This is a genomic window from Sphingobium nicotianae (assembly GCF_018603885.1).
GTDB lineage: Bacteria > Pseudomonadota > Alphaproteobacteria > Sphingomonadales > Sphingomonadaceae > Sphingobium > Sphingobium nicotianae.
Window position 1 is genome coordinate 226,400 of sequence record NZ_JAHGAW010000004.1, and the last position, 24,629, is coordinate 251,028.

General features: G+C 64.7%; 21 protein-coding genes and 1 tRNA gene. 14 read left to right on the forward strand and 8 right to left on the reverse strand.

Features of this window, described 5'->3' with window-relative positions:
* Positions 1–4 precede the first annotated feature (4 nt).
* The 6 genes from KK488_RS07545 (at position 5) to KK488_RS07570 (ending at position 7,666) form a co-directional block, all read left to right on the forward strand.
* Entirely contained in the window at positions 5–1,396 is a 1,392-nt protein-coding gene (locus KK488_RS07545; protein ID WP_214622541.1) for an amino acid permease, read from the forward strand.
* A gap of 309 nt (positions 1,397–1,705) precedes the next feature.
* Positions 1,706–3,433: an amidohydrolase gene (locus tag KK488_RS07550; RefSeq protein WP_214622542.1), complete on the forward strand. Its 1,728-nt coding sequence runs from the start codon at positions 1,706–1,708 to the stop codon at positions 3,431–3,433.
* Positions 3,434–3,481: 48 nt separating this feature from the next.
* The gene (locus KK488_RS07555) at positions 3,482–5,194 is read left to right on the forward strand and encodes an amidohydrolase (RefSeq protein WP_214622543.1); all 1,713 of its coding nucleotides are present in this window, start codon (positions 3,482–3,484) and stop codon (positions 5,192–5,194) included.
* Positions 5,191–5,454 (forward strand): hypothetical protein, encoded by a 264-nt coding sequence (locus KK488_RS07560; protein ID WP_250890192.1) that lies wholly within the window; start codon positions 5,191–5,193, stop codon positions 5,452–5,454. Before KK488_RS07555 ends, KK488_RS07560 begins: the two co-directional genes overlap by 4 nt.
* A 10-nt stretch (positions 5,455–5,464) precedes the next feature.
* A complete protein-coding gene (locus KK488_RS07565; RefSeq protein WP_250890164.1) occupies positions 5,465–5,905 on the forward strand; it encodes a GNAT family N-acetyltransferase in 441 nt (146 codons plus the stop codon).
* A 45-nt stretch (positions 5,906–5,950) separates the two neighbouring features.
* Positions 5,951–7,666 carry an amidohydrolase gene (locus KK488_RS07570; protein ID WP_214622544.1) on the forward strand — a complete coding sequence of 572 codons (1,716 nt, stop codon included), beginning with the start codon at positions 5,951–5,953 and terminating at the stop codon, positions 7,664–7,666.
* 406 nt (positions 7,667–8,072) lie between these two features.
* Here KK488_RS07570 and KK488_RS07575 read toward each other — a convergent pair whose 3' ends face one another.
* From KK488_RS07575 to KK488_RS07605, 7 genes are all read right to left on the reverse strand, one after another.
* Complete coding sequence (locus KK488_RS07575) at positions 8,073–8,228, reverse strand: hypothetical protein (protein ID WP_214622545.1); 156 nt, start codon at positions 8,226–8,228, stop codon at positions 8,073–8,075.
* Positions 8,229–8,230: 2 nt separating this feature from the next.
* The gene (locus tag KK488_RS21785; protein ID WP_214622546.1) at positions 8,231–8,437 is read right to left on the reverse strand and encodes a helix-turn-helix domain-containing protein; all 207 of its coding nucleotides are present in this window, start codon (positions 8,435–8,437) and stop codon (positions 8,231–8,233) included.
* A gap of 146 nt (positions 8,438–8,583) precedes the next feature.
* A complete protein-coding gene (locus KK488_RS07585) occupies positions 8,584–9,312 on the reverse strand; it encodes a hypothetical protein (RefSeq protein WP_214622547.1) in 729 nt (242 codons plus the stop codon).
* Positions 9,312–10,550 carry a tyrosine-type recombinase/integrase gene (locus KK488_RS07590; RefSeq protein WP_214622548.1) on the reverse strand — a complete coding sequence of 413 codons (1,239 nt, stop codon included), beginning with the start codon at positions 10,548–10,550 and terminating at the stop codon, positions 9,312–9,314. Before KK488_RS07590 ends, KK488_RS07585 begins: the two co-directional genes overlap by 1 nt.
* Positions 10,551–10,786: 236 nt before the next feature.
* Positions 10,787–10,873: transfer RNA gene (locus tag KK488_RS07595), tRNA-Leu, on the reverse strand.
* 129 nt (positions 10,874–11,002) lie between these two features.
* Positions 11,003–12,271, reverse strand: a complete 1,269-nt coding sequence (locus tag KK488_RS07600; protein WP_214622549.1) for an MFS transporter — start codon at positions 12,269–12,271, stop codon at positions 11,003–11,005.
* Between the two features lie 397 nt (positions 12,272–12,668).
* Positions 12,669–13,745, reverse strand: coding sequence for a tartrate dehydrogenase (locus tag KK488_RS07605; protein WP_214622550.1), 1,077 nt, complete (start codon positions 13,743–13,745; stop codon positions 12,669–12,671).
* Between the two features lie 229 nt (positions 13,746–13,974).
* Here KK488_RS07605 and KK488_RS07610 point away from each other — a divergent pair, with 229 nt between their 5' ends.
* The 4 genes from KK488_RS07610 to KK488_RS07625 all read left to right on the forward strand — a co-directional run bounded on the left by KK488_RS07610 (position 13,975) and on the right by KK488_RS07625 (position 20,289).
* Positions 13,975–16,422 carry a TonB-dependent receptor gene (locus KK488_RS07610; RefSeq protein WP_214622551.1) on the forward strand — a complete coding sequence of 816 codons (2,448 nt, stop codon included), beginning with the start codon at positions 13,975–13,977 and terminating at the stop codon, positions 16,420–16,422.
* Complete coding sequence (locus tag KK488_RS07615) at positions 16,422–17,585, forward strand: glycerophosphodiester phosphodiesterase family protein (protein ID WP_214622552.1); 1,164 nt, start codon at positions 16,422–16,424, stop codon at positions 17,583–17,585. The genes KK488_RS07610 and KK488_RS07615 overlap by 1 nt, the downstream gene beginning before the upstream one ends.
* A 74-nt stretch (positions 17,586–17,659) precedes the next feature.
* Positions 17,660–19,264 carry an inorganic phosphate transporter gene (locus KK488_RS07620; RefSeq protein ID WP_214622553.1) on the forward strand — a complete coding sequence of 535 codons (1,605 nt, stop codon included), beginning with the start codon at positions 17,660–17,662 and terminating at the stop codon, positions 19,262–19,264.
* Between the two features lie 56 nt (positions 19,265–19,320).
* The gene (locus KK488_RS07625) at positions 19,321–20,289 is read left to right on the forward strand and encodes a transporter (protein ID WP_349356860.1); all 969 of its coding nucleotides are present in this window, start codon (positions 19,321–19,323) and stop codon (positions 20,287–20,289) included.
* 163 nt (positions 20,290–20,452) lie between these two features.
* Here the strand turns inward: KK488_RS07625 and KK488_RS07630 are convergent, their stop codons facing one another.
* On the reverse strand, positions 20,453–21,439 hold the full coding sequence (locus KK488_RS07630) for a zinc-binding alcohol dehydrogenase family protein (protein ID WP_214622554.1): 987 nt from the start codon (positions 21,437–21,439) through the stop codon (positions 20,453–20,455).
* A gap of 166 nt (positions 21,440–21,605) precedes the next feature.
* On the opposite strand from KK488_RS07630, the gene KK488_RS07635 reads away from it, so the two are divergent.
* From KK488_RS07635 to KK488_RS07650, 4 genes are all read left to right on the forward strand, one after another.
* Positions 21,606–21,986 carry a DUF427 domain-containing protein gene (locus KK488_RS07635; protein WP_214622555.1) on the forward strand — a complete coding sequence of 127 codons (381 nt, stop codon included), beginning with the start codon at positions 21,606–21,608 and terminating at the stop codon, positions 21,984–21,986.
* Between the two features lie 61 nt (positions 21,987–22,047).
* Positions 22,048–22,650, forward strand: coding sequence for a TetR/AcrR family transcriptional regulator (locus KK488_RS07640; RefSeq protein ID WP_214622556.1), 603 nt, complete (start codon positions 22,048–22,050; stop codon positions 22,648–22,650).
* Between the two features lie 312 nt (positions 22,651–22,962).
* Positions 22,963–23,361, forward strand: coding sequence for a hypothetical protein (locus KK488_RS07645; protein WP_214622557.1), 399 nt, complete (start codon positions 22,963–22,965; stop codon positions 23,359–23,361).
* Between the two features lie 2 nt (positions 23,362–23,363).
* Positions 23,364–24,629 carry an efflux RND transporter periplasmic adaptor subunit gene (locus KK488_RS07650; protein ID WP_214622558.1) on the forward strand — a complete coding sequence of 422 codons (1,266 nt, stop codon included), beginning with the start codon at positions 23,364–23,366 and terminating at the stop codon, positions 24,627–24,629.

Below are 24,629 nucleotides of genomic sequence, written 5' to 3' on the forward strand. Positions count from 1 at the left end.
GACGATGACCCAGGGAACGCCGCACAATCTCAGCCACTCGCTGCGATCGCGCCATGTGTCGATGATCGCCATCGGCGGCATCATTGGCGCGGGGCTGTTCGTTGGTTCCAGTACCTCCATCTCGCAAGTCGGCCCCGCCGTCGTGGTGAGTTATGGCATTGCGGGCCTGGTGATCCTCATGGTCATGCGAATGCTGAGCGAGATGGCGAGCCTGCTGCCCGGTGCCGGGTCTTTCACGGAGCTGGTCCGGGCGGGGCTGGGTGATCGCGCCGGTTTCGTGTGCGGCTGGCTCTACTGGTATTTCTGGGTGGTCGTGGTGGCGATCGAGGCGATTGCCGGCGCCGTCATCCTTGCCAGCTGGATCGCCGCCCCGGTCTGGCTGATCGGCGTGGTGCTGCTCGCCATCCTCACCGGCGTGAACCTCCTCTCGACGCGCTCCTATGGCGAGTTCGAATTCTGGTTCTCGCTGATGAAGGTCATGGCGATCGTCGGCTTCATCGCGGTTGCCGGCCTGTGGGCGTTCGGCGTGACCTCGCCGAGCGGGCCCACCTTCGCGACGCTGGTCGATCATGGGGGGTTCGTACCCAATGGCTGGGGCGCGGTGCTGGCGGGCGTGACCAGCGTCATCTTCGCGCTGTGCGGCGCGGAGATCGCGACGATCGCTGCAGCGGAGTCCAAGGAGCCGGCCAAGACGATTGCACGCATCACCGGCAGCGTCGCGCTGCGCATCCTGCTCTTCTACCTGCTCTCGATCGGCCTCATCGTCTCGATCTTGCCCTGGACGAGCATCGAGCCAGGCAAGTCGCCCTTCGCCGCGGTGCTCGCCTTCATGCAGATCCCGCATGCCGGCGACATCATGAATACGGTCGTGCTCATCGCCGTGCTTTCCTGCCTCAATTCCGGCATGTACGTGACCTCACGCGTGCTCTTCGTGCTCTCCGAGAAGGGCGACGCGCCCAAGGCGCTGGTCGCGCTCAACAAGCGGCATGTGCCGGTGCGCTCGACCCTGATCGGCAGCTTGTTCGCCTATCTGGCGCTGGCGGCCTCTGTGCTTTCGCCCGAGCTGGTGTTCAGCTTCCTCGTCAACGCCTCGGGCGCGATCATGCTGTTCATCTATCTGCTGGTCTGCTTCGCTCAGCTGCGCATGCGCCGCCACATGGAACGCGCGGCGCCTGAGCGGCTGATCATCCGCATGTGGTTCCACCCTTATGGCAGCTATGCGACTGCGGCCGGCATCGGCATCGTGCTACTCGCCATGGCGATCAAGCCGGCGTTGCGCATCGAGCTGCTGAGCAGCCTCGTTCTCCTGGCGATCGTCTTCGGCCTGTCCTTCCTTAAGCCCCGGGGCGGCGGGATGAGCGCCGCGTCGCTCGGTGTCGCGCAGTCGCAGTCATGAAGGGCGGCCTCACGCCGGGCAAGCTTGCGGGCATGATCGTCCTCGATCGCAATCTGCGGCCGTGCCGGAGGCGGACATTCTACAAGCCAAGGTCGACATGACCCTGATCGGTGGCAAGGCCGTCTTCAAACGCTGGTTTCAACGAGATCTCTTGTGGGAGGGACCGTCGCCGAAAGACGGCGGCCCCTGTTTTGCGCTTCAGTCACCGCCGGTGCCTTTTGCGCACTATTGCCGGCTCGAAAGACACCTCCCCGAGAGGAGTCTTTCTCATCATGCTTCGGCCGGTATCCCGGGACGCGGAGGGCAGGAATGGTGATTTCGCGGTGTCGGCACATATTGGCCGGCGGTCTGGCTCTTGCGGCAGGTGTCTGGGCGCCGGCCGCATGGGCAAAGACGACGGTCGATGTGATCCTGCACAACGGCAAGATACTGACGGTCGACAAGAATTTCACGGCCGGACAGGCGATTGCGATCAAAGGCGACCGCGTCGTTGCGGTCGGGCCGGAAAGCCTGCTGTCAACCTACTCCGCGCCGCTGGTGATTGATCTCAAGGGCCGCGTCGCCATGCCGGGCTTCATGGACACGCATCTTCATCCCTCCTCGGCCTCGCGTCGCAGCGTCGACGCCGCCGGGGCCAAATCCATCGGCGAACTGCAGGCGATGGTCGCGGCTAAGGCCAAGGAACTGGGGCCGGGCGAATGGATCACTGGCCATGGCTGGGCCGAGGCCAATCTGGCCGAGAAGCGCAACGTCCTGCGCGCCGACCTCGACACTGTCGCGCCGAACAATCCGGTTGCCCTCTCGCGCGCCGGCGGTCACAGCATCGTGGGCAACAGTCTGGCGCTCAAGGCGGCGGGTATCGATCGCTACACGCCCAATCCGGAGCGCGGCGTCATCGAGCATGATGCGCAAGGCGAGCCCAACGGCATCATCCGCGAGCGCACTAACCTGCTGGTATCGCTCTTTCCCAAGGATACGCCCGCCGAACTGCGGCAGGGCTATATCGACAATCTCCAGGGTCTGACGCATCTCGGCATCACTAGCCTGATCATCGCCTCGGCGTCGATCGGCGACGAGGTCGCGGAGAAGCTGCGGCCCGAAATGCCCAAGACGGAACTCACCTACAAGCAGTTGCGCAGCATGTACGCCGAACACGGGCCGATGCTGCCGCGCGCTTCGGTCGAGATCAGCTATCCCGGCGCCGCCGCGCTCAAGGCCTATCCTTACAAGACCGGCTATGGCGATCTGCGCCTGAAGTTGGGCGCAATCGGCGAGGCACCGGCGGTGGATGGCGGCTTCACCGGGCCGACCGCCTGGACGAGCCAGGATTATGTCGGCCAGCCCGGCTTCAAGGGGCAGCCCTTCTTCAACGACGAGGCAGACCTGCGCAGCGTGACCGAGGATGTCGCCGCCAATGGCTGGCAGCTCGGGCTGCATACGATCGGCGACGCCGCGATCGACATGGCGGCGAAGATCTATGGCGAGACGCTGGGCAAATATAAGCGTACCGGCGCCCGCTGGTATCTCGCGCATTTCACGATGCTGCCCAGCGACGCGACGATGGCGACGATGGTCAGGCACGGCATCCTCGCTGCCGCCCAGCCCAATTTTCTCTACACGCTCGAGAACCGCTATGTCGAAACGCTCGACGGAAAGCGGCTCGAGCATAATAATCCGGTCGCGGTGCCGGAAGCGAAGGGCGTGTTCCTCGCGTTCGGCTCGGACAATCTGCCGATCGATCCGCGCGTCGGCCTCTATGCGGCGGTGACGCGCAAGGGGATCTCCGGCCGCGTGTTCGGACAGGAGGAAGCCGTATCGATCCAGCAGGCGATCCGCGACTATACCGCCGCCGGGCCCTATCTGACTTTCGAGGAGAAGGAGAAGGGCACGCTGGAGCCGGGCAAGCTCGCGGACCTCATCGTGCTGGATCGCGATCCGACCGCAGTCCCTGCCGAGCAACTTCTGACCATGCAGGTCGACCTCACCATGATCGGCGGCAAGGTCGTTTACGATCGCGCGGCGCTGGCCGCGAAATGAACGAACGTGCGCACGACGTCGGCGCGTCAACGAACAGGGAGAAAGAACATGACGGGCGGTAACAAGGGGATGCGCATTCTCGCGCTGGGATTGCTCATGGGCGTCAGCGCGCTGCCCGCAGCTGCCAGGGAACAGGCCGACCTCATCCTGCATCATGGCAAGGTGCTGACGGTCGATCCCAAATTCTCCGTGAAGTCGGTCGTGGTGGTGCGCGGCGACAGGATTGTCGCGGTGGGCGGCGAGGAACTGCGCAAGCGCTACGCCGCCGCGAAGGAAATCGACCTGGGCGGCCGCACGTTGATGCCCGGTTTCACCGACACGCATCTCCATCCTCAGCCGGTCGCACCGAGCGACATCGACTCCGGCGCGGCGCGCTCGGTCGGCGAAGTGCAGGATATGCTGCGCAGGAAGGCGGCCGAGCTGGGGCCGGGCAAGTGGATCACCGGCTGCTGCTGGCAGGAGTCCAACCTCGCCGAGAACCGCAACTTGAGCCGGGCAGACCTTGATGCGGCAACCCCGAACAATCCGGTTATCCTGATCCGCAACGGCGGGCATTCCTCGGTCAGCAACTCGATGGCGCTCAAAATTGCCGGCCTGGACCGGAATACGCCCGATCCCAAGAGCGGCCTCATCGAGCATGATGCCAGCGGGGAATTGAACGGGATCATCCGTGAGCGGAACGATCTTGTCCGCAAGTTCGTGCCGCCGGCGACCTTCGCCGAGATGCGCCCGGCCTATGTGGTGTGGCTCAAGCACATCCTCTCGCTCGGCATCACCAGCTTCTTCAACGCCAGCGGCACGATCGACGACGAGCCGGTCGGCAAGGGCGGCATCGAGAATCCGCCGCCAAATCTCACTTTCAAGCGCGCGCGCGAGCTCTATGCGGAGCAGGGCGCGAACCTGCCGCGCATGACGATGTACATTAACCATCCGGGCGCTGAGCGGCTGGGGGCGTTCGGCCTGCACACCGGCTATGGCGACAATCGCGTACGACTGGGCGCGATCGGCGAAATGGCGGTCGACGGCGGGTTCACGGGACCAACGGCCTGGCTGCTCGCCGACTACAAGGGCCAGCCCGGCTTCCGGGGCAAAGGCCGCTTTACCGATGCGGAACTGCAGGAGGCGGTCGATTCGGCTGCGAAGCTCGGTTGGCAGATGGGCCTTCATGCGATCGGCGACGCTGCTATCGCCCAGACGATCACAGCCTATGCCAACTCGCTGGCGAGCAACGGCCTGCTCTCCAAGGATCATCGCTGGTTCACGGATCACTTCACGATCATGCCGCCCGAGGCGACCATGGCGACCATGAAGCAGGACAAGATCATGATCGCCCAGCAGCCCAATTTCCTCTACAATCTGGAGGATCGCTACGAGCAGACGCTTGATGACTGGCGCCTGTTGCATAACAATCCGGTGGCGACGCCCACGCACAAATATGGCCTGTTCGTTGCTTTCGGCAGTGACAATCTGCCGGTCAATCCGCTCGTCGGCCTCTATGCCGCCGTCACGCGCAAGGGGCCGAGCGGCCGCACCCACGGTCTCGAGGAAGAGGGCGTGTCGCGCGAGGAAGCAATCCGCATGTACACTGCCAATGGCCCTTATCTCTCGTTCGAGGAGAAGGAGAAGGGCACGATCGAGCCAGGCAAACTGGCGGACATGGTCGTGCTGCCGTTCGATCCGATGACCGCCGATCCCGAGGCCATCCTGAAAGGCCAGGTCGACATGACGTTCGTCGGCGGCAAGCTCGTTTACAAGCGGTGACGCTGGTGCCCTGCAAGGCCGACACGGGGCGGATCGGCAAGGCCATGAACCTCGTCCTCGTTGCCCCCGAGACGATCGCCCGCATGCACAGGCATATCGGTGGCCGCACCGACGAGGCGCTGAACTCCTGTTTCGGCATAAGCTATAATACGTGGCGCAAGCTTGCGGCCGGACAACCCGTGCGCGCGTCCGTGGCGAGCCGGCTGATTGTGCGACTGTCGATGCTTGAAAGCAACGCAAAGCATCCGGCCAATGACTGAGATGACGATAATGCCGGATCTGATTCCCCTCCGCATGCAGGATCGCGAAGCCTGGGCGCCGCTGTGGGCCGGCTATCAGGCCTTCTACAAGACGGCCATCGCGCCGGAGATCTCCAACCTGACATGGACCCGACTGATCGATCCGGCAGAGCCCGTGAACGGGCTGATTGCCTGGAGCGGCGGGCGAGCCGTTGGGCTTGTTCACTTCATCTGGCACCGGTCCACCTGGACGGGCGGCGATTATTGCTACCTGCAGGATCTGTTCGTCGACGATGCCGCGCGCAGTGGCGGGATCGGCCGACGTCTGATCGAGGCGGTCTATGCTGCCGCAGCCGAAAAAGGATGCTCACGCGTCCACTGGCTGACGCACGAGACAAATTCCGACGCGATGCTGCTCTATGACCGGATCGCCGAGCGTTCCGGTTTCGTCCAATATCGCAAGTTACTCTGATCTGCCGGGAGTCCCGGCAACAGCCTTCCGCTTGAAGAGGACCAAATGAAGAAATCAATCTATGCATGCGCGGCGATTGCGACGCTGATGAGCAGCGCGTCGACACTGGCGCAGACGGCGGCGGACATGGTGCTGTTCAATGGTAAGGTGCTGACGGTCGACAAGGCGTTCAGCGTGCGCTCCGCAGTCGCGGTCAAGGACGGCAAGATCATCGCGGTCGGTGGCCCTGAGCTGGTGAAGCGTTACACCGGCGCGCAGCGGATCGACCTCAAGGGCCGCACGCTGATGCCCGGCTTCATCGATACCCACCAGCACGTCTATGGCCTTGCGCACCGCTCGATCGAGCCGGACAAGGCCAGGTCGATCGCCGAAATCCAGCAGATGATCGCGGCCAAGGCGAAGGAACTAGGCCCGGGCGAATGGATCAACGGCTATGGATGGGATGAAGCGCTGCTTGCCGAGAAGCGCGTGCCGACCCGCGCCGATCTCGATGCGGCGGCCCCCGATAATCCCGTGGTGCTGACCCGGGCCGGTGGCCACTCCTCGGTTTCCAACTCGGCAGCGCTCAAGCTCGCCAAGATCGACACCTCGACCCCGGACCCGGACGGCGGCCTCATCGAGCGTGGGGCGGACAAGGAGCCCAACGGCATCATCCGCGAGCGCAGCGACCTCGTCACCCACCTGGTTCCGCCCGACAGCAAGGAGCAGATGCGCCCAAGCTACATCGCGCGGCTCAAATGGCTGCTGAGCCTCGGCATCACCACCGTGATGGAAGCCTTCACCTCGATCGATGACGAGCCTGTCGGCAAGGGCGGCCTCGACAAGAGCGCTCCGGGCGGCACCTTCTCCGGCCTCCACAGCTGGGCCGAATTTCGCTCCATCTATGGCGAGATGGGTGCCGATCTTCCTCGCATGATCAGCTATATAGCCTGGCCCGGCGCCGAGCGGCTCAAGGCCTTCCCCTTTCACACCGGTTATGGCGACGACCGCCTTAAGCTCGGCCCGATCGGCGAGAGCCCCTATGATGGTGGCTTCACCGGCCCGACCGCATACACCAAGCAGGATTACAAGGGCCTGCCCGGCTTCCGCGGCAAGACCTTCTATTCGCAGCGGGTCGCCCGTGAGATCGTCGCGACCTCGGCCGCGCTGGGCTGGCAGGTGGGCATCCACGCGATCGGCGACCAGGCGATCGAGGACATGGCCAGGATCTACGACGAGGAACTCAAAGCGCGTCCCAAGAAAGACCATCGCTGGTTCCTCTCGCATTACACGATGATCCCGTCGGTCGAGACGATGAAGATGATGGCGGCGAACGGCACCTGGGGCGCCGCGCAGCCCAACTTCCTCTACAATCTGGAAGGCCGCTACGAGCAAACGCTGGACGGCTATCGCCTGCAGCACAATAATCCGGTCGCCGTTCCGTTCAAATATGGTGTGAAGCTGGCGTTCGGCAGCGACAACCTCCCGATTGGCCCGATGGTAGGCCTCTATGCAGCGATCACCCGCAAGGGGCCGGACGGCACGGTCTTCGGCATCGAGGAAGCGGTGAGCCGCCAGGAGGCGATCCGTCTCTACACCGAGAAGGCAGCCTATCTGGGCTTCGACGAGAAGAAGAAGGGCACGCTGGAGGTCGGCAAGTTCGCCGACATGATCGTGCTCGACAAGGATCCGCTGTCGATCGCGCCCGAGGAACTACTGACCATGAAGGTGGATATGACCATCGTCGGTGGAAGGATCGTTTATCAGGCTAATCAGCCTTGATGGCCCGAGGTGCGGCGGGATCGCCGATCTTGGTCACTCTTATGGCAGTGTGAGGAAGCCCCAATTTGCGTATCGCTGCATGACATCCATGCCTGTCACCGATGTGAAGTTTGCCCGTCCGCTTTCCTCGCCCGACCGTTTCCGCTGCCTTCCACTCGGGGTATCCATCTTCGAGCCGTCGCGCCCGGTAACGGAATGGTATGCACCAAGCGCGAGCCGCTTCTCTTTGCCGTTCACCCGGAACTTCCAACGCTATCGCTTTGAGCCATTCGGGAATATTTCAAGATGGAGGCGGCCGCCGTTGGCCTTTCGATAGGATGTGCCCGCCGGCAGAAATGATCGGATTTCAAGTCTTTGAAAGCCATTTGGGGGCATGAGCTTTGGCCAAAAGGCGGTCATTTAGCCACTATGCCCCCAACCATGCCCCGAAAGCGGGGGCATTGGGGCGTACTGGCGCGTAACGCTCAACCATCGCGCTGAGAGGATAGCTCGCGCGGATTTCTTCAATAGTCTCGCGCAGACTGCTGCCTTCACCCAGATGGGTTGGATCAATTTTGACCATGCTCACCTCCCCATCGTCGGGAGGGACGCAGCCCAGGCTTCGATATCGGCGGCCGCAATGCGGCTGGCACGACCGCACTTGATAATCTTCAACGCGCCGGAACGGTGCAAACGGTAAAGAATTGACCTCGATAGCTTGTAGCGAGAGCAGACTTCGGAGAGGGTGAGGAGCGTGGGCTGGCTTGAATCGCCGCCAGTAGTATGGGCCATTGCGCTGTCTCCTTAACGCCGGGATGGCGTTAGACAGCCGAGCTATTAGCCTCCATTTTTCCCTTCAGTCCAAGGCCTTGATACATGGACAAATTCGACGAATTAAATTTTTGGTCCGGCGAGCCACGGTGAGGTACGATTAGGCACTACGGCACCGGCGCACCGACCTTTTTGGCAATTCGGCGGAATTGCACTGCATGCTCAATGTAGCTGGGTCGCTTGCCGTATTCGCCTGCAACCTGAGCGATGGCGGCCTCCCAATAGGTTTCCTTCAAAAGCGCTTCGACTTTGCGCGCCGCTTCCCAGCCGAACCAAGTCGCGTTGAGGCCGATCGGCTTAGCCCCTCGGGTACGTCGGACGATGGTGCGCACTTGGAAATCGAAACGCGATTTAGACGAAAAGATGTCCGCAAGCCAAGTTCGCGCGCGTGCAGACAACGGTCGCCTGTCCGCCAATACGAAATAAAGCGCGTCGAAATCGCTGATGCATCCGGCGTCTGCCAACGGGCTACGAACCTGTCTTGCAGCATCCAATATATCGGCGGGCAAACTGTCGAACCAACTCACAAAGCGCGGTGCCCAAGGTCGACCCACCGTGCGCCGACGGATTTCTTTGACGCGGCATGCTGAATCCCCCTGCTGGTTGAACAGTTCGATCACCCAGGTTTCAATCCGTTCCGGCAAAGGGCTCGGCGAGCGCAAAAGCTTTGATAAAAGCGCAAGGTCAGGCTGGGCGGCGCGGGGGATGGGCTTGTCAGCCCGAACAAGCGCGCCATTCACCACGGCGCAACTATCAGGTGAGAAATCACCCTGAACGGTCGCAATGAACAGCTCGGCGAGCTCATCGCCGGGTGTGGGAGCCGCGTGGGCGGTCATCAGTTCGCCAGATGTCGGTCGTTGGCGGCGCGCCATCGGACTATTTCACCGCCTGCCCGCAATTGGTCGAGGTAATCGCTCCACCACTGCATCATTTCGACCCTCTCCTGCCAGTAGTGCCCGCGATTGTAGATGCCGCGCACCGCGTCGCTGTCGCCATGAGCAAGTGAACGCTCGATCGCATCGGGATGCCATTTGCCGGATTCGTTGAGCAAGGTCGAAGCTGTGGTGCGCAGGCCGTGGGAAGTCACTTCATCCCCCGTGAAGCCCATGCGGCGGAACGCTTGGTTCATCGTGTTTTCGCTCATCGGTTTACGGCTGGTGTGGAATGCCGGGAAAACATAACCAGTCGGGCCACTGAATTCGCGCACTTCGCGCAGATAGTCGACGACTTGGCGTGACAGCGGGATGGCATGGGAGCGGCGCGCTTTCATGCGCCCGGCTGGGATTCGCCAGATGGCGGCGTCTAGATCGAATTCCTCCCAAAGCGCCTGCCGCAACTCGCCCGGGCGCGTCATCACATGCGGGGCGATTTGCAGGGCGAGGCGGGTTATCGGAGCGCCTGTGGAGTAGGCATCTATGGCGCGCAAAACGTCGCCAACTTTGGCCGGGTCAATGGGGGCCGCGTGGTGCTTTACCTTGGGTGTGATGAGCGCGCCGCTAAGCATTGCTGCCGGGTCTGTTTCGGCCCGGCCAGTGACCACGGCATAACGGAACACCCTGCTGGAGAAGGAACGGCAGCGGCGGGCGGTCTCGTGCTTGCCCGAGCCTTCGAGCCGCTTGAGCGCAGCATATAGCTCCTGGGGCTTGATCTCGGCTACCGGCAGGCTGGCGACCGGCGAGAGGTGGCTCAACAGCCAGCGGGCCTTATCGACCGTTATCGCAGCCCGATTTTCGCCGATCAACTTTGTGACGATATATTCCTCGGCGATGGCGCTGAACGTGTTGGCTGTCGCTAGCACCGACAGGAGCTTAGCCTTCTTCTTTTCAGCCCCAGGATCAACCCCAGCTTGCACGTCAGTGCGCGCAGTGTCGCGTTTGCGGCGCGCCTCAGACAAGGGCACCTCGGGATAGCTGCCCAATGCCATGACGCGCGGCTTGCCTTGGAATTGATAACGGAATCGCCACAGCTTTGAGCCGGTTGGTTTGACCAAGAGCGAAAGTCCTTTTTCGTCCGTGACGGAAAAGGTATCTGCCCTTGGTTTAAGGGCGCGGATCGAGGCGTCGCTCAATGCCACGACGCACCTCCGGCGGCGCACACGTCACAGCGTTGCGCGGTCGAGAGAGCGTGGGCCAACTTTGTCTATCGGGTTGGGCCGACCCGGCCGGATATACAAATCCATATACAAGCGAGTCGTGGATCAATGAGGTTCATCGAGACACATCCAGACGTGGAACGTGTCTGAAAATGGCAGATTTCCACCATTTTGTCGACCCACCAAGCTATGGTGGGACACATCGTGATTTAGGAAAATGGTGCCCAGAAGAGGACTCGAACCTCCACGACCTTGCGATCGCCAGCACCTGAAGCTGGTGCGTCTACCAATTCCGCCATCTGGGCACGGGGTAGGATGGGCGCCTTAGGTTAGGCGGTTGCGGCTTGTCAACCGGGTCAGGGCCCCCGGGACGCGAATCGCGTTGCCGGGTGGCTCGAAATGAGGCGGGAACGCCGTGCCGGCCGCCAGCGCGCTCATCCGAGCGGTGCGGCCTCGTCGGCGACCAGACCGTCGGCCAGCGGCAGCGTCGATTCGTCGTGGCGGCGGATCAGCGCGATCAGGAACGCAACCGCGAGCATCGCGATCATCAGGAGGAAGGGCAGCGGGCGCCAGACGGTGTAGAGCGAGACGGCGAGGACGGGGCCGAAGACGGTCGCGATCGAGGCGGTGCTCATGAGGGCCGCGGCGACCTCGGCCTGGCGGGCCATCGGCACGACGAAGGAGGCGGCGGCCGCGACGCCGGGCCGGCCGATCGCGAAGCCGGCATTGGCGATGATAATGCCGAGCGCGATCATGCCGTAGCTGGGATGCGCCGCGAGCAGGGCGAGGCCCGCCATCGCGAGCAGGGGCCCGGCGATCATCATGACGCGGGGCGTGGGCTTCACCAGCCGGATGAAGACGAGTTGGACGAGCAGGGTCGCGATCGCCCCGCCGGCGATGGCGCGGCCGATCCAGGGCTGGGCGGCGTCGGGCGAGAGACGCGTGACGTCGATGATCAGGAAGCCGATCGACTGGACCGTGCCGAGCACGGTGGTGGCGATGATTGTCGAATAGAGGAGGAAAGCGCGCATGGCGGGCATGCGGTAGATGCTCTGCGCCCTGACCGGAGCGGCTGCGGCCGGCTCGGGCCGGGTGGCGGCGGCCCGCCCGTCGTTCGGCAGCAGGAACAGGAAGGGGTAGAGGATGAGCACGATCGCCGCGACGATCAGCATGGGACCGGCGAGGCCGACGCCGGGGAGGTGGATGAGGAACGGGGCGAGGGCGGGGCCGATCACCGTGCCGAACGCCTGTGCCGAGGCCAGCGAGGAGAGCATCACCGTGCGCCGCGCGTGCGGGATGCGCTCGATGATATAGGCCTGGCTTGCCGGATTGCTGGCGAGGCCTACGCCGCCGTTGAGGCTGCGGCCGACCATCATGATGATGAGGCCGGTGATGGGCGCGACGAGATGCTCGACCGCGATCCAGATGGCACCGCCGGTGAGCAGGCAGGCGAAGAACAGGCCGACCGCCCCGATCAGGATCACGTGCCGGCGTCCGCGCCGCGTCGCGAGCCGGGCCCAGAAGGCGCCGAACACGATCCAGGCGATGGCCGAGAGCGACTGGGTCATGACGATCAGCACGTCGGGAATGCCCGCCGTCCGCCCGACCGATGGCAGCAGGCTGAACACCATGGTGACGCTGATATGGCCCAGCATCTGGAGCAGATAGAGCAGGCTGAAATCGCGCCGGCTGAGCGTCATCATGTGCGGTCGGTTCCCCCAAAGCCCTCAGCGCCGTGCCGGCGATGCGTCGCTTACTACCGGCCCCGCGCAAACCGCAAACGGCATGGCGCAAAGCCCGGTTTTATTTCCGCTTCGGTCATGAAATCCGCATTTGTGAGGTCGTTCGTGTGACGTTTCGTGAGGTTGTCCAGCGGCCGGGTCACGCAGATTCAGAGGGTTAGCTCGGAACTTCACGAACCTCGCGCATATCGCGCATGGTGATTTGGCAAAAAGTCCGCTCGTGGCCGAAAATCGGCATTCGGGATTGGCGATTTTTGGACGATGAGAAGGAGCGGGCATGGCGCCGCGTCGCAATGACGTCGCGATGATCATGCCATGATCGTTGCCCTGTAGGACAGCGATCCGGGTGCGTCCTTGCTCAGCCGAGCGCCTGCGCGATGGCCTTGCCGCAGTCGACCGTGCTCGCCGTGCCCTTGAGATCGGGCGTGCGCAGCCTCGGCTCGGCCAGCACCGTCTCGATCGCGCGCAGGATGGATGCCGCCGCCTCATGCTCGCCGACATGATCGAGCATCATCGCGCCGGACCAGATCTGGCCGACCGGATTGGCGATGCCCCGGCCGGCAATGTCCGGCGCCGAGCCGTGGACGGGCTCGAACAGGGACGGGCTGGTGCGCTCCGGATTGATGTTGGCCGAAGGTGCGACGCCGATCGTGCCGGTGCAGGCCGGGCCGAGATCGGAGAGGATGTCGCCGAACAGGTTGGAGGCGACGACGACGTCGAACCGGTCCGGGTTCATCACGAACTGGGCGGTCAATATGTCGATATGATATTTGTCGACGCGCACGTCCGGATAATCCCCCGCCATCGTTTCTACCCGCTCGTCCCAGAAGGGCATGGTGATCGAGATGCCGTTGGACTTGGTGGCGGAGGTGAGATGCTTCGCCTCCCGGCTGCGCGCCAGATCGAAAGCATAGCGCAGCACGCGGTCGACGCCGTGGCGGGTCATCACCGTCTCCTGGATGACGATCTCGCGCTCGGTGCCGGCGAACATGCGCCCGCCGATCGAGCTATATTCCCCTTCGGTATTCTCGCGCACGATCCACATGTCGATGCTGCCGGGGCCGCGCCCGGCGAGCGGCGAGGGGACGCCGGGCATCAGGCGGGCGGGGCGCAGATTGACGTACTGGTCATATTCGCGGCGCCACTGGATCAGCGATCCCCAGAGCGAGACATGGTCCGGCACCGTTTCGGGCCAGCCGACCGCGCCGAAAAAGATGGCGTCGGGCGCGCCGATCCGCGCCTTCCAGTCCGGTGGCATCATCACGCCATGCTGCAGATAATAGTCGCACGAGGCGAAGTCGTGCCACTGCTGGTCGAGCGTGAAGCCGTGGAGCTGACCTGCACGCTCCAGCACGCGGATGCCCTCGGGCACCACTTCCTTGCCGATGCCGTCGCCGGGGATGACGGCGACGGTGTAGCGGCGGTTCGCCGTCATGGCGCTCTCCTTTGGCTTGTGGGCCGCCTTATCCGCGCGAAAGCCTCGCGTGACCAGAATGGGTCGCTGATCGGCATGAGAAAGTTCCGGTGCAGTCATCTGTCCGCGCCGTCCGGCGGGACGGCGCATTTCACAAGACTGCAAGGGAAGCGCCACGAAAGGGTCACCCGATCCCCCTAGCTGCGCGCTGCACGTGCGAAAACGCACGACGATAAAGGGGACTTCCGTCATGACCGATCGCACGCTTTTCCGTACCCTGCTGCTTGCCGGAACGGGTTTCCTGTCTCTTGTTGCAACTGCGCCTGTTTTTGCCCAGTCGCCTGACGCGAGCGACGATGCGGCGGAGAGCGCGGACAGCGGCAGTGGCGAGATCATCGTCACCGGCGCCAAGGCGACGCGCTCCGCGACCGCGATTCCCGGCACCGAGATCCAGAAGATCCTGCCCGGCGTGGCGCCCTTCAAGGCCATCCAGACGCTGCCCGGCGTCATGTATGTGACCGCCGATCCATGGGGCAATAACGAGCAGAACGCCTCGCTGTTCATCCACGGCTTCTCGGCCGGCCAGCTTGGCCACACGATGGACGGCGTGCCGCTGGGCGACCAGAATTACGGCAACTTCAACGGCCTCTCGCCGCAGCGCGCGATCATCTCGGAAAATGTCGGCCGCGTCGTCGTCGCCACCGGCGCCGCGGAACTCGGCCTCGCCTCGACCAGCAATCTGGGCGGCGGCATCGAGACCTTCTCCAGCGACCCGCGCGAGACGCTGGGCGCGCAGGTCAACCAGACGGTCGGCAGCTACGGCACCTCGCGCACCTTCGTGCGCCTCGACAGCGGCGACATCGCCGGCAGCGGCACCAGCGCCTATGTCTCGGCGCTGCGCCAGCGTGCCCGCGCCTGGGACTTCGCCGGCATCCAGGGCGGCTGGCAGGTCAATGCCAAGGCCGTGCATGACGACAGCAACGGTAAGCTGACCGCCTTCTTCGCTTACTCGGACAAGACCGAGCCGAACGAGGATTCGACGACGGTGTTCAAGACGCCGGCCAATGCCGCGCAGGCCTATCAGCCCTATGTGCGCCCGTTCACCTATCCGGATTTCGCCCTGGCGGTCGCCTATCTCGATGCGAACGGCAACGTCCCCTCGGTGGAATCGCAGAACTACCGCAACTACTACAGCGACGCGCAGCGCACCGATTATCTGGGCTATCTCACTTATGACGCGCACATCTCGGACGCGGTCGAATGGACGACCCAGGCCTATTTCCATCATAATGACGGCGTCGGCGTGGTTGCCGGGCCGATCACGGTCGCCTCGCTGCCGACCCTCTTCGCGCTCTACTTCCCGGGCAAGAACCTCAAGGTCGCGACCGGCAATTCCGGCTATGCGGTGCGCACCACCGAATATCGCATCGATCGCGGTGGCATCCTCTCGACCCTCAATGTGACGCTTGGCGATCATCGCATCGAGATGGGCGGCTGGTACGAGCATAACAGCTCGGCCGCCTATCGCCGCTGGTATGCGCTCGATGTCACCCGGCCGCAGGACTACAGCCCCTATATCCGCCCTTCGAACCCCCTGTTCACGCAATATGGCAGCGAGATGCGGGTCAATGTGTTCCAGTTCCACCTGCAGGACGACTGGCAGGTGACGCAGCGGCTGCTGGTGCAGGCCGGCTTCAAGTCCAGCCTGCAATATGCCAGCGGCCTGTTCACGGTGCAGCCGATCATCGGATCGCTGCCCGGATCGGCGAGCGCGCTGCCCAACGGCCAGATCAACACCAAGCGCTGGTTCCTGCCCGCCATCGGTGCCAAGGGGGACGTGACCGACAACGAGCAGATCTACGTCAACGTGCAGAAGAACCTGCGCCACTTCCAGGCCTATGGCGCGGGCGGCGTGACGCCGTGGAGCACCGGCAGCCAGGCGGCGTTCGACGACCTCAAGAACAACGGCCGGCCGGAAACCGCCTGGACCTATGAGATCGGCCTGCGCACGCGGCATAGCTTCGAGGGCTCTTTCATCACCGGCATCGAAGGCCAGGTGAATTATTATCATGTCGATTTCCACGATCGCCTGCTCGGCATCACCGCAGCGGTCGGCGGCATTGCCGGCGGCTCGATCTCGGGCGGCACGCCGGCCGTGTTCAACGTCGGCGACGTCAAGACCAACGGCGTCGACGCGGCGCTGACCGTGCGCTTCGGTCAGATCTTCTCGATCTACAATGCGATCTCGTACAACAGCTCGATCTACGACAGTGATTACAGCACGATCACTGGCAAGGCGACCGGCACCCGGATCGGCGGCATCGCCACGGTGGGCGGGGTCGTCCCGACGGGCGGCAAGCAGGTGCCGGTCAGCCCGAAGTGGATGAACAAGACGGTGGCCACGCTGAATATCGGCGATTTCGAGGCGCAGGTGATCGGCGATTTCGTCGGCCGCCGTTTCGCCACCTACACCAACGACGCCTCGGTCAAATCCACCTTCCAGGCCAGCGGCCGCATCGCCTATAAGCTGCCTGTGTCGCAGTTCGGCTTCAACAGGGCGGAGATCAGCCTCAACGTGACCAACATCTTCGATGAGAAGGGCGTGTCGACGGTCTCGGCCGGGTCCAACACCAACACCTACAACGTCTATCCGCTGCCGCCGCGCCAGTGGTTCGCAACGCTTTCGGTGACCTACTGATGCGCGGCGGACCGGTCTCCCGCAGGGAGCTGTTCGCGGCGAGCGCGGGCGTGGCGATCGTCGGCGCGCTGTCGGACTATGGCGTGGCGGCAGCGCCCGCCGCGACGGCAGCGCCCGCCGCGACGGCAGCGCGGGCGCGGCCCGTCAGGCCGCTGCTGATGGCGCATCGCGGCTGCTCGGCGCTGCGGCCCGAGCATACGCTGGCTTCCTATGCCAAGGCGATCGAGGATGGCGCCGACTTCATCGAGCCCGATCTGGTCGCGACGAAGGACGGCGTGCTGATCGCGCGGCACGAAAACAACATCGTCGAGACGACGGACGTCGCCGCGCATCCGGAATTTGCCTCGCGCAAGACGGTCAAGACGATCGACGGCGAGAAGCAGGAAGGCTGGTTCACCGAGGACTTCACTTTCGCCGAGCTGAAGACGCTGCGCGCGAAGGAGCGGCTCGGCAAGCTGCGGCCGGAGAGCCAGAGCCATGACGGCGAGTATCAACTGGTCTCGCTGGAGGAGATCGCCGATTTCGTGGCGGCCGAGGCGGCGGCGCGCGGGCGCGTCGTCGGCCTGATTCCGGAGATCAAGCATGGCACCTATTTCGCGGGCATCGGCATGCCTCTGGAGCCGCGCCTGATCGAGCGGCTGCGCGCGAGCGCTTATCTGCGCAAGGCGCCGGTCGTGATCCAGTCGTTCGAGACAAGTAATCTCAAGGCGTTGCGGCCGATCGTCGCGCCGTTCGGCAACGTCCAGCTGATGCAGCTCATCGGTGACCCCGGGGAAGCGCCGGCCGATCTCGCGGCGGCGGGATCGCCCAAGCGCTATGCCGATCTGCTGACGCCCACCGGCCTCGCCGAGATCGCGACCTATGCAGACTATCTCGCGCCCGCGACGCGGATGGTCATCCCGCTCGGGCCGGATGGCAAGCTCGGCAAGCCGACCGGTCTGGTCGAGGCGGCGCACAAGGCCGGGCTGCTCGTCAGCGTGTGGACCTTCCGGCCGGAAAATCATTTCCTCGCCGCCGATTTCCGCAACGATGCGGGGGACGCGGCGCGCAATCCCGAGGGCAGCGTCGCGGAGATCAAGCGCTATCTCGCGACGGGGCTGGACGCCTTCTTCACGGACGATCCGGCGCTCGGCCGCCGCGCCTTGTCCGAGATGGCCGGCTAGGCGCGCGACCGCCACGGAACTGTCACACGGCGGGCCTAGCGGTAGAGTTGGACAGACTTCGAAGGGACGACTCGATGAACGCGACGGCGGCAACCAGCAGGCCGGGCGCGCGTCCGGACCTCGAGAAGGGCCTCGGCGCGGCCGGCATGATCGGCTTTGGCGCGGCGATCGCCGCCGCCTTGCTCTATGTGGCCTACAGCATCTATGCCGATGCGTCCGCCGCCGGCGTTCAGGCGACCACGTATCTGCCGTTTATCCTGTTGTTCATCGCCTTGCTTATCGCGCTCGGCTTCGAGTTCGTGAACGGCTTCCACGACACCGCCAATGCCGTCGCGACGGTCATTTACACCAATGCGATGCCGGCTAATGTCGCGGTGGTCTGGTCCGGCTTCTTCAACTTTCTGGGCGTGCTCCTGTCGACGGGGGCCGTCGCGTTCGGCATCGTCTCGCTGCTGCCGGTCGAGCTGATCCTGCAGGTCGGGTCCAGCGCCGGCTTCGCGATGGTCTTCGCGCTGCTGATCGCGGCGATCTTCTGGAACCTTGCGACCTGGTTCTTCGGCATTCCCTCGTCCAGCTCGCACACGCTGATCGGCTCGATCATCGGCGTGGGCGTCGCCAATGCGCTGCTGCACGGCAAGAGCGGCACGGCGGGCGTCGACTGGAGCAAGGCGACCGAGATCGGCCAGGCGCTGCTCTTCTCGCCGCTGATCGGCTTCGGCCTCGCGGCGCTGCTCTTCGTTGCGATGAAGGTGCTGATCAGGAACCACGCGCTGTATCAGGAGCCCAAGGATGGCCTGCCGCCGCCGTGGTGGATCCGCGGCCTGCTGATCTTCACCTGCACCGGCGTCAGCTTCGCGCATGGATCGAACGATGGGCAGAAGGGGATGGGCCTCATCATGCTGATCCTGATCGGCACGGTGCCCACCGCCTACGCGCTCAACCGCGCGGTTCCGGCGAAATATACAGCTGAGTTCCATGCCAATTCGACGGCGGCCGCCGCTGTTGTCGGCAGCCTCCCGGACACGGCCCGCACGCCGGATGCCGCGCGCAAGCAGATCACCAGCTATATCGCCGACAAGCGCTTCTCGCGCGAGACGCTGCCGGCGCTTTCGGTGCTGATCAAGGATGTCGACAGGCAGGTCGCCGATTATGGCTCGCTGGCGCAGGTGCCGGCGGCGGCGGTCGGCAACATCCGCAACGATATGTATCTCGCCTCCGAGGCGATCAAGCGGCTCGGCAAGGAGAAGGCGGCGAACCTCTCCGAGGATAATCTGAAAGCGCTCAACACCTACAAGGGCTCGCTCGATGCCGGCACGCGCTTCATCCCGACCTGGGTGAAGGTGGCGGTGGCCTTCGCGCTCGGCCTCGGCACGATGGTCGGCTGGAAGCGGATCGTGGTCACGGTCGGCGAGAAGATCGGCAAGACGCACCTGACTTACGCGCAGGGCGCCTCGGCCGAGCTGGTGGCGATGGCGACGATCTTCGGCGCCGATCATTTGGGCCTGCCGGTCTCGACCACGCATGTGCTCTCGTCGGGCGTCGCCGGTACGATGGCGGCCAACGGATCGGGCCTGCAGATGAGCACGATCCGCAACATGATCATGGCCTGGGTGCTGACGCTGCCAGTCTCCATCCTGCTGGCGGGGCTGCTCTACATGCTCTTCTCGCTGTTCATCTGAGCCGGGGCCGGCATACGAGCGCGCAGGACGGATCTCCCTACCGGCCCCCCACGCCGGTGCACGATCTGGGCCCCGGGCTGATCTGGGGCCTCGACTTCGGCGCGCAGGGCGCGGTTCCGGTCCAGCAATGCGACAGCCCCCAGGCGGGGCCGTTCCGCTGGCTGCATCTCAATCTCGCCGATCAGGGCACGCGGCGCTGGATAGAGGAAGCGGCGATGCTGCCCCCGACAGTGCGCGAGCTTTTGTTGTCCGCAGAATCCCATCAGCGCGCGCTGGTGGATGGCGACACGGTCGGCTGCGTGCTGCATGATTTCGAGCGCGACTTCGATGTCACCGATACCGCCCGCGTCGGCACGATGCGGCTGGCGCTGACGCCCTCGCTGATGCTGACGACGCGGCTCCATCCGCTGCGCTCGGCCGACATCGCGCGCAACCGGCTGTCGCGCGGCGTTGCCGCCACCGGCCCGGCGCAGGCGCTCGACCTGCTGGTCAGCGCGATCACGGAGAATATCGCCGACATCAGCCGGAAGCTAAGCGCCGACGTGCAGGAGGCCGAGGATGCGTTTCTCGACGGGCATCATCCGCCCGCGCCGCGCGACCTGATCGCGATCCGGCGGCGGCTGGCGCAGATCCATCGGCTGCTCTCGGGCATGCGCGTCGTCTTCCACCGGCTGGAGCAGGACGAGGATCTGCCCGAGCCGCTGCTGCCGACCGTCGAGAAGCTGGCGCAGAGCCTGCAGTCGATCGATGCGGACATCTTGAGCGTGCAGGGTCAGCTGCGACTGCTGCGCGAGGATCTCGACGATCAGGCGGCGCAGCGCACCAACCAGAATCTCTACATGCTCTCGATCGTCACCGCGCTGATGCTGCCGGCGACGCTCGTCACCGGCATCTTCGGGATGAACACGGGCGGGCTGCCGTTCATCGACACGCCCCACGGCACCCTCGTCGCCACGGGGATCGCTGCGACGGCGGCGGGCGCGACTTACTGGCTGCTGCGCTGGATGGGCTTCATGCGACGCTGAGGGGGGGGGGGCTTGGCGGTGTGGTCAACACATTCTCGTCATTCCTGCGAACGCGGGAATCCAAGAGTGCATGAGGCATTCGGCTGGGGCCTGGATTCCCGCGTTCGCAGGAATGACGACGGAGATGGTGGGAGAGCGGTGGTTGACCAGAGGAGTGGCCTGATCAATCCCAGCTCATCACGATCTTGCCGATTGCCGTCCCCGCTTCCAGTGCTTCGTGGCCGGCGCGCAGAGCGTCCACCGTGGCCGGGTGCGTCCGCGTCCGCGTGGTGCGGATCTTGCCGGCATCGACCAGCCCCCCGAGCTTCGCCAGCATCGCGCCCTGCTCTTCCGGGTGGAAGCCGAACATCGCCTTGGCGAACATATATTCCCAATGCACGGTCAGCGCCTTCTGCTTGAAGGGCTTCATGTCCATCGTCGCCGGCTCGTCGATCACCATGAGATGGCCGAAGGGGCGCAGCAGGCCGGGGACGGCATCCCAATAGTCGCCGGTATTGGTCGTGATGAAGATGGCGTGGAGGCCGCCGACGCCGAGCGTCTCCAGCTCCGCCGCGACATTGCGGCCGATGACATGATCGGCGCCCATGTCCTTGCTCCAGGCGATCGTCTCGGGGCGCGAGGCGGTGGCGATGACGGTGGCGGGCGTCAGCGCCTTGAGGAGCTGGATGGCGAGCGAACCGACGCCGCCCGCCCCGCCGATGATCAGCACCCGGCTGTCGGCCGTATAAGTGATCCCCCGCTCGAGCATCGCCTCATGCGCGGTGAGAGCGGTGAGGGGTAGTGCGGCGGCATCGGCGAAGTCGAGACTGGCCGGCTTGTGCGCGACGATGCGGTGGTTGACCGCCTGCAGCGTCGCATAGCTGCCGGCCCGGCCGACATCGCCGGCATAATAGACGGCGTCGCCCGGCTTGAAGCCGCTTACATCCGCGCCGACCGCCTCGACCACGCCGGCCGCATCCCAGCCCAGGATGACGGGCGCGTCCGCGCTGCTGCTGCGGGTCTTGCGGATCTTGGTGTCGACCGGATTGAGGGCGAATGCCTTGACCGCGACCAGCAGGTCGTTGGGGCCGGGCACCGGATCGGGCAGGTCGCGCAGGGTGAGCGCGAAATCCGCAACGCCATGCGCCGCGTCATATGCGAATGCCTTCATGCCGGCCGACTCCCTCTGCCCGTTGTGATGCTGGACGCCACTAGCGCAGCGCGCGCGAGGAGGACAGCGCGCCGACGGCAAAAGCTTTTGACGGGGGCTGCCCTCATCTTGTTTTCCGGGTGCGCGACGCCACATCGCGCCAGCAAACGCGTTTCGGAGACATGTCATGACCGACCGCCCCAAGCTCATCCCCGGCCCGGATCATCCGATCACGATTGAGCCGGCCGGCGCGCGGGTCCGCGTCATCGTCGGTGGACGGACGGTCGTCGATACCGATCGCGCGCTCGCGCTGCGGGAAGCGAGCTATCCGCCGGTCTTCTACGTGCCGCGCGAGGATGCCGACATGAGCCTGCTCAGCCGGACCGACCACGCGACCTATTGTCCCTACAAGGGCGAGGCCAGCTATTACAGCATCCCGGCCGGCGGCGATCGCTCGGCGAACGCGGCCTGGTCCTACGAAGCGCCCTATGAGGCGGTCGCTTCGATCCGCGATCATCTCGCTTTCTACCCCGACCGCGTCGACGCCATCGAGACGGCGACAGGCTGATTGCAATATTCGCAACAGGGGACTCGACGTCGGCCGCAAGACACATTATATACCGGTCGATATGGAAGCAGTCGCAATCAGAGGTAGACCCCGTGAGTTCGACGTCGACGACGCGTTGGCGGCGGCTTTGCGTGTTTTCTGGAGCCGTGGTTATGAGGGCGCGTCCCTCAGTGACCTGACCGAGGCAATGGGTATCACCCGCCCGAGTCTCTATGCCGCGTTCGGCAACAAGGAAGCCCTGTTCCGCCAGGCGCTGGACCTTTACGAGCGCGAGAAGCAGAATTTTTTCCGCCCCGCGCTGGAGCAGCCGACCGGCAAGACGGTCGCCGAGCGCATGATGAAGGGTGCAATCGACAATTATGCCGACGATTGCGGCCCGCGCGGCTGTCTGGGCGTGATCACATCGACCGCCTGCGGCACCGAGGCCGAGTGCATCCGTCAGGAAGTGCTCGAACGCGGTCGCAAGGTGCGCGAGCTCGTCGTGACCCGTATGGCGCAGGCTGTGGCGGACGGCGACTTCTTCACGCCGGTCGATCCGGAGGCGATCACCAGCTATCTGCTGGCGGTGCTGCAGGGCATGGCCGTGCAGGCTGGCGCGGGCGCCACGCGCGAGGAGCTGCAGCGGGTTGTCGAGACGACACTCGCCGTATGGCCGGGGCGTTAGATCGCATTTTTGCTGCGTCGCAGGAAAAAATATCGATCGGTATGAAATAATCCTTGACGATAAGCTGCTCGATTAATATACCAGTCAGTATAGAACGGGTCGGGAGGCGACGCGGTCCGGATCGGTAAGCGGCTGTCTCCCGTTCCCCATCTGTAAAACTTTGAGGCAATGACCGCCCGGTGGAGCTGCATTCGCGCACCCTCCTTCCGGGGAAATCCTCTGTGTGTCGCGTGACGTTCGCCGGAGAGCCAAGGCTTTTCCGGGATAGAGCCGTCTTACCTGCGTAACACAGATGAACGACGGAGGACAAAGATGATGGCGTATCTCAACGTTTCCGAGCAAGCGGATGGCCTGTTCGTCAATCCTTTCCCGCCCGCGCGCGCCATCGCCGGTCAACCCACCGAGCTGACCCAGCGCGAGTGGACCGTCGCCTGGCTGGCCCGTGAGGACGGCCTCAATTCGATCCGCGAGGAAGGGCCGGTACGCCGCTTCGTCCGCCAGCTCTTCGGCGTCGAGCGGAAGAACCCGCTGTCGGACAGCCGGCTGGAGGCGCTGCGCCGCATCGCCGTACTGAGCTGGCGTTATGGCTACAATGTCGCGCCCTCGGAGATCGTCCATTTCCTCTCGGCCGGCTGGTCGGAACGTCAATATGAAACGCTGCTCACCCGCATCCGCGCGGAGAGCCAGCTCCTTCGTGGAAGGATGGCATAATCATGAACATGCATACCAATCTTGAGGGCGCCGCCGACGAGACGGTCGCGCAGCCGGCTGCGCGAGGCGGCCGCCTGCGTCGCGCCGCCTGGGTCGCCCTGCCGCTCGTCGCCATTGCCGGCGTCTATGCCTTCACCCAGCGCAGCGCGCCTGCGGTGGCGGCGCTGGGCCTGCCGACCGTGACTGTCTCGACGCCGCTGGAGCGTCAGGTCACCGAGTGGGACGACTATATCGGCCGCTTCGAGGCGAGCCGCTCGGTCGAGGTGCGTCCGCGCATCTCGGGTGCGATCACCGCGGTGCACTTCACTGACGGGCAGGTCGTTAAGGCCGGGCAGCCGCTCTTCACGATCGATCCCCGCCCGTTCCAGGCCGCCCTTGCCGAGGCGCGCGCCGGCGTTGCGTCGGCGCAGAGCGATCTGGCGCTGGCCCGCGCCAATCTCGACCGCGCCAACCGGCTGGTCGAGGTGGATGCGGTCTCCAAGAGCGAGGTCGATCGCCTGCGGGCGCAGGTTCAGGCGGCGTCGGCCGCACTGGCCGGTGCTCAGGCCCGCGTCCGTGCCCGTGCGCTCGATGTCGAGTTCACCGTGGTGCGCGCGCCGATCGGCGGCCGCGTCTCGGATCGCCGCGTCGATCCGGGCAACCTCGTCGGCTCGGGCGAAGGCGCGGCCGGCACGCTGTTGACTACGATCAACGCGCTCGATCCGATCTACTTCACCTTCGACGGCTCGGAGGGTCTGTTCCTCAAGGGCAAGCGCGACGGCGAGGCCAAGGGTTCGCCCGTCGAGATCCGCTTGCAGGACGAGACGGACTATAAGTGGAAGGGCCAGCTCGACTTCACCGACAACGGCCTCGATCCCAAGTCCGGCACCATCCGCGCCCGCGCGGTGCTGCGCAATCCGGACTTGTTCCTGACGCCCGGCATGTTCGGCAACATGCGCCTGTCGAGCGGCGGCACGGTGAAGGCGCTGCTGGTGCCCGATACCGCCGTGCAGACCGATCAGGCGCGCAAGACGCTGCTGGTCGTCGGCAAGGACGGGACGGTCGCGGCCAAGCCGGTGATCCTCGGTCCGGTGATCGATGGCCTGCGCGTCGTGCGCTCCGGCCTCGCCGCCAGTGACCAGGTGATCATCGTCGGCACGCAGATGGCGATGCCCGGCGGCAAGGTCCAGGCCAAGGTCGGCAAGATCGCGCCCGAGGCTCAAGCCGCGGCGGGGCCATCCGCCCCGACCGGTCAGCCGCTGGCCGGCCAGGCGACCTTCGCCAGATAG

What these genes read in the sequence shown, in the direction of transcription:
- KK488_RS07570 (WP_214622544.1), top strand. Translation starts at nt 5,951, where the DNA reads ATGAAGAAATCAATCTATGCATGCGCGGCGATTGCGACGCTGATGAGC.
- KK488_RS21785 (WP_214622546.1), bottom strand. Translation starts at nt 8,437, where the DNA reads ATGGCCCATACTACTGGCGGCGATTCAAGCCAGCCCACGCTCCTCACC.
- KK488_RS07640 (WP_214622556.1), top strand. Translation starts at nt 22,048, where the DNA reads ATGGAAGCAGTCGCAATCAGAGGTAGACCCCGTGAGTTCGACGTCGAC.
- KK488_RS07575 (WP_214622545.1), bottom strand. Translation starts at nt 8,228, where the DNA reads ATGGTCAAAATTGATCCAACCCATCTGGGTGAAGGCAGCAGTCTGCGC.
- KK488_RS07610 (WP_214622551.1), top strand. Translation starts at nt 13,975, where the DNA reads ATGACCGATCGCACGCTTTTCCGTACCCTGCTGCTTGCCGGAACGGGT.
- KK488_RS07565 (WP_250890164.1), top strand. Translation starts at nt 5,465, where the DNA reads ATGCCGGATCTGATTCCCCTCCGCATGCAGGATCGCGAAGCCTGGGCG.
- KK488_RS07550 (WP_214622542.1), top strand. Translation starts at nt 1,706, where the DNA reads ATGGTGATTTCGCGGTGTCGGCACATATTGGCCGGCGGTCTGGCTCTT.
- KK488_RS07600 (WP_214622549.1), bottom strand. Translation starts at nt 12,271, where the DNA reads ATGATGACGCTCAGCCGGCGCGATTTCAGCCTGCTCTATCTGCTCCAG.
- KK488_RS07635 (WP_214622555.1), top strand. Translation starts at nt 21,606, where the DNA reads ATGACCGACCGCCCCAAGCTCATCCCCGGCCCGGATCATCCGATCACG.
- KK488_RS07620 (WP_214622553.1), top strand. Translation starts at nt 17,660, where the DNA reads ATGAACGCGACGGCGGCAACCAGCAGGCCGGGCGCGCGTCCGGACCTC.
- KK488_RS07630 (WP_214622554.1), bottom strand. Translation starts at nt 21,439, where the DNA reads ATGAAGGCATTCGCATATGACGCGGCGCATGGCGTTGCGGATTTCGCG.
- KK488_RS07545 (WP_214622541.1), top strand. Translation starts at nt 5, where the DNA reads ATGACCCAGGGAACGCCGCACAATCTCAGCCACTCGCTGCGATCGCGC.
- KK488_RS07650 (WP_214622558.1), top strand. Translation starts at nt 23,364, where the DNA reads ATGAACATGCATACCAATCTTGAGGGCGCCGCCGACGAGACGGTCGCG.
- KK488_RS07605 (WP_214622550.1), bottom strand. Translation starts at nt 13,745, where the DNA reads ATGACGGCGAACCGCCGCTACACCGTCGCCGTCATCCCCGGCGACGGC.
- KK488_RS07585 (WP_214622547.1), bottom strand. Translation starts at nt 9,312, where the DNA reads ATGACCGCCCACGCGGCTCCCACACCCGGCGATGAGCTCGCCGAGCTG.
- KK488_RS07555 (WP_214622543.1), top strand. Translation starts at nt 3,482, where the DNA reads ATGACGGGCGGTAACAAGGGGATGCGCATTCTCGCGCTGGGATTGCTC.
- KK488_RS07615 (WP_214622552.1), top strand. Translation starts at nt 16,422, where the DNA reads ATGCGCGGCGGACCGGTCTCCCGCAGGGAGCTGTTCGCGGCGAGCGCG.
- KK488_RS07645 (WP_214622557.1), top strand. Translation starts at nt 22,963, where the DNA reads ATGATGGCGTATCTCAACGTTTCCGAGCAAGCGGATGGCCTGTTCGTC.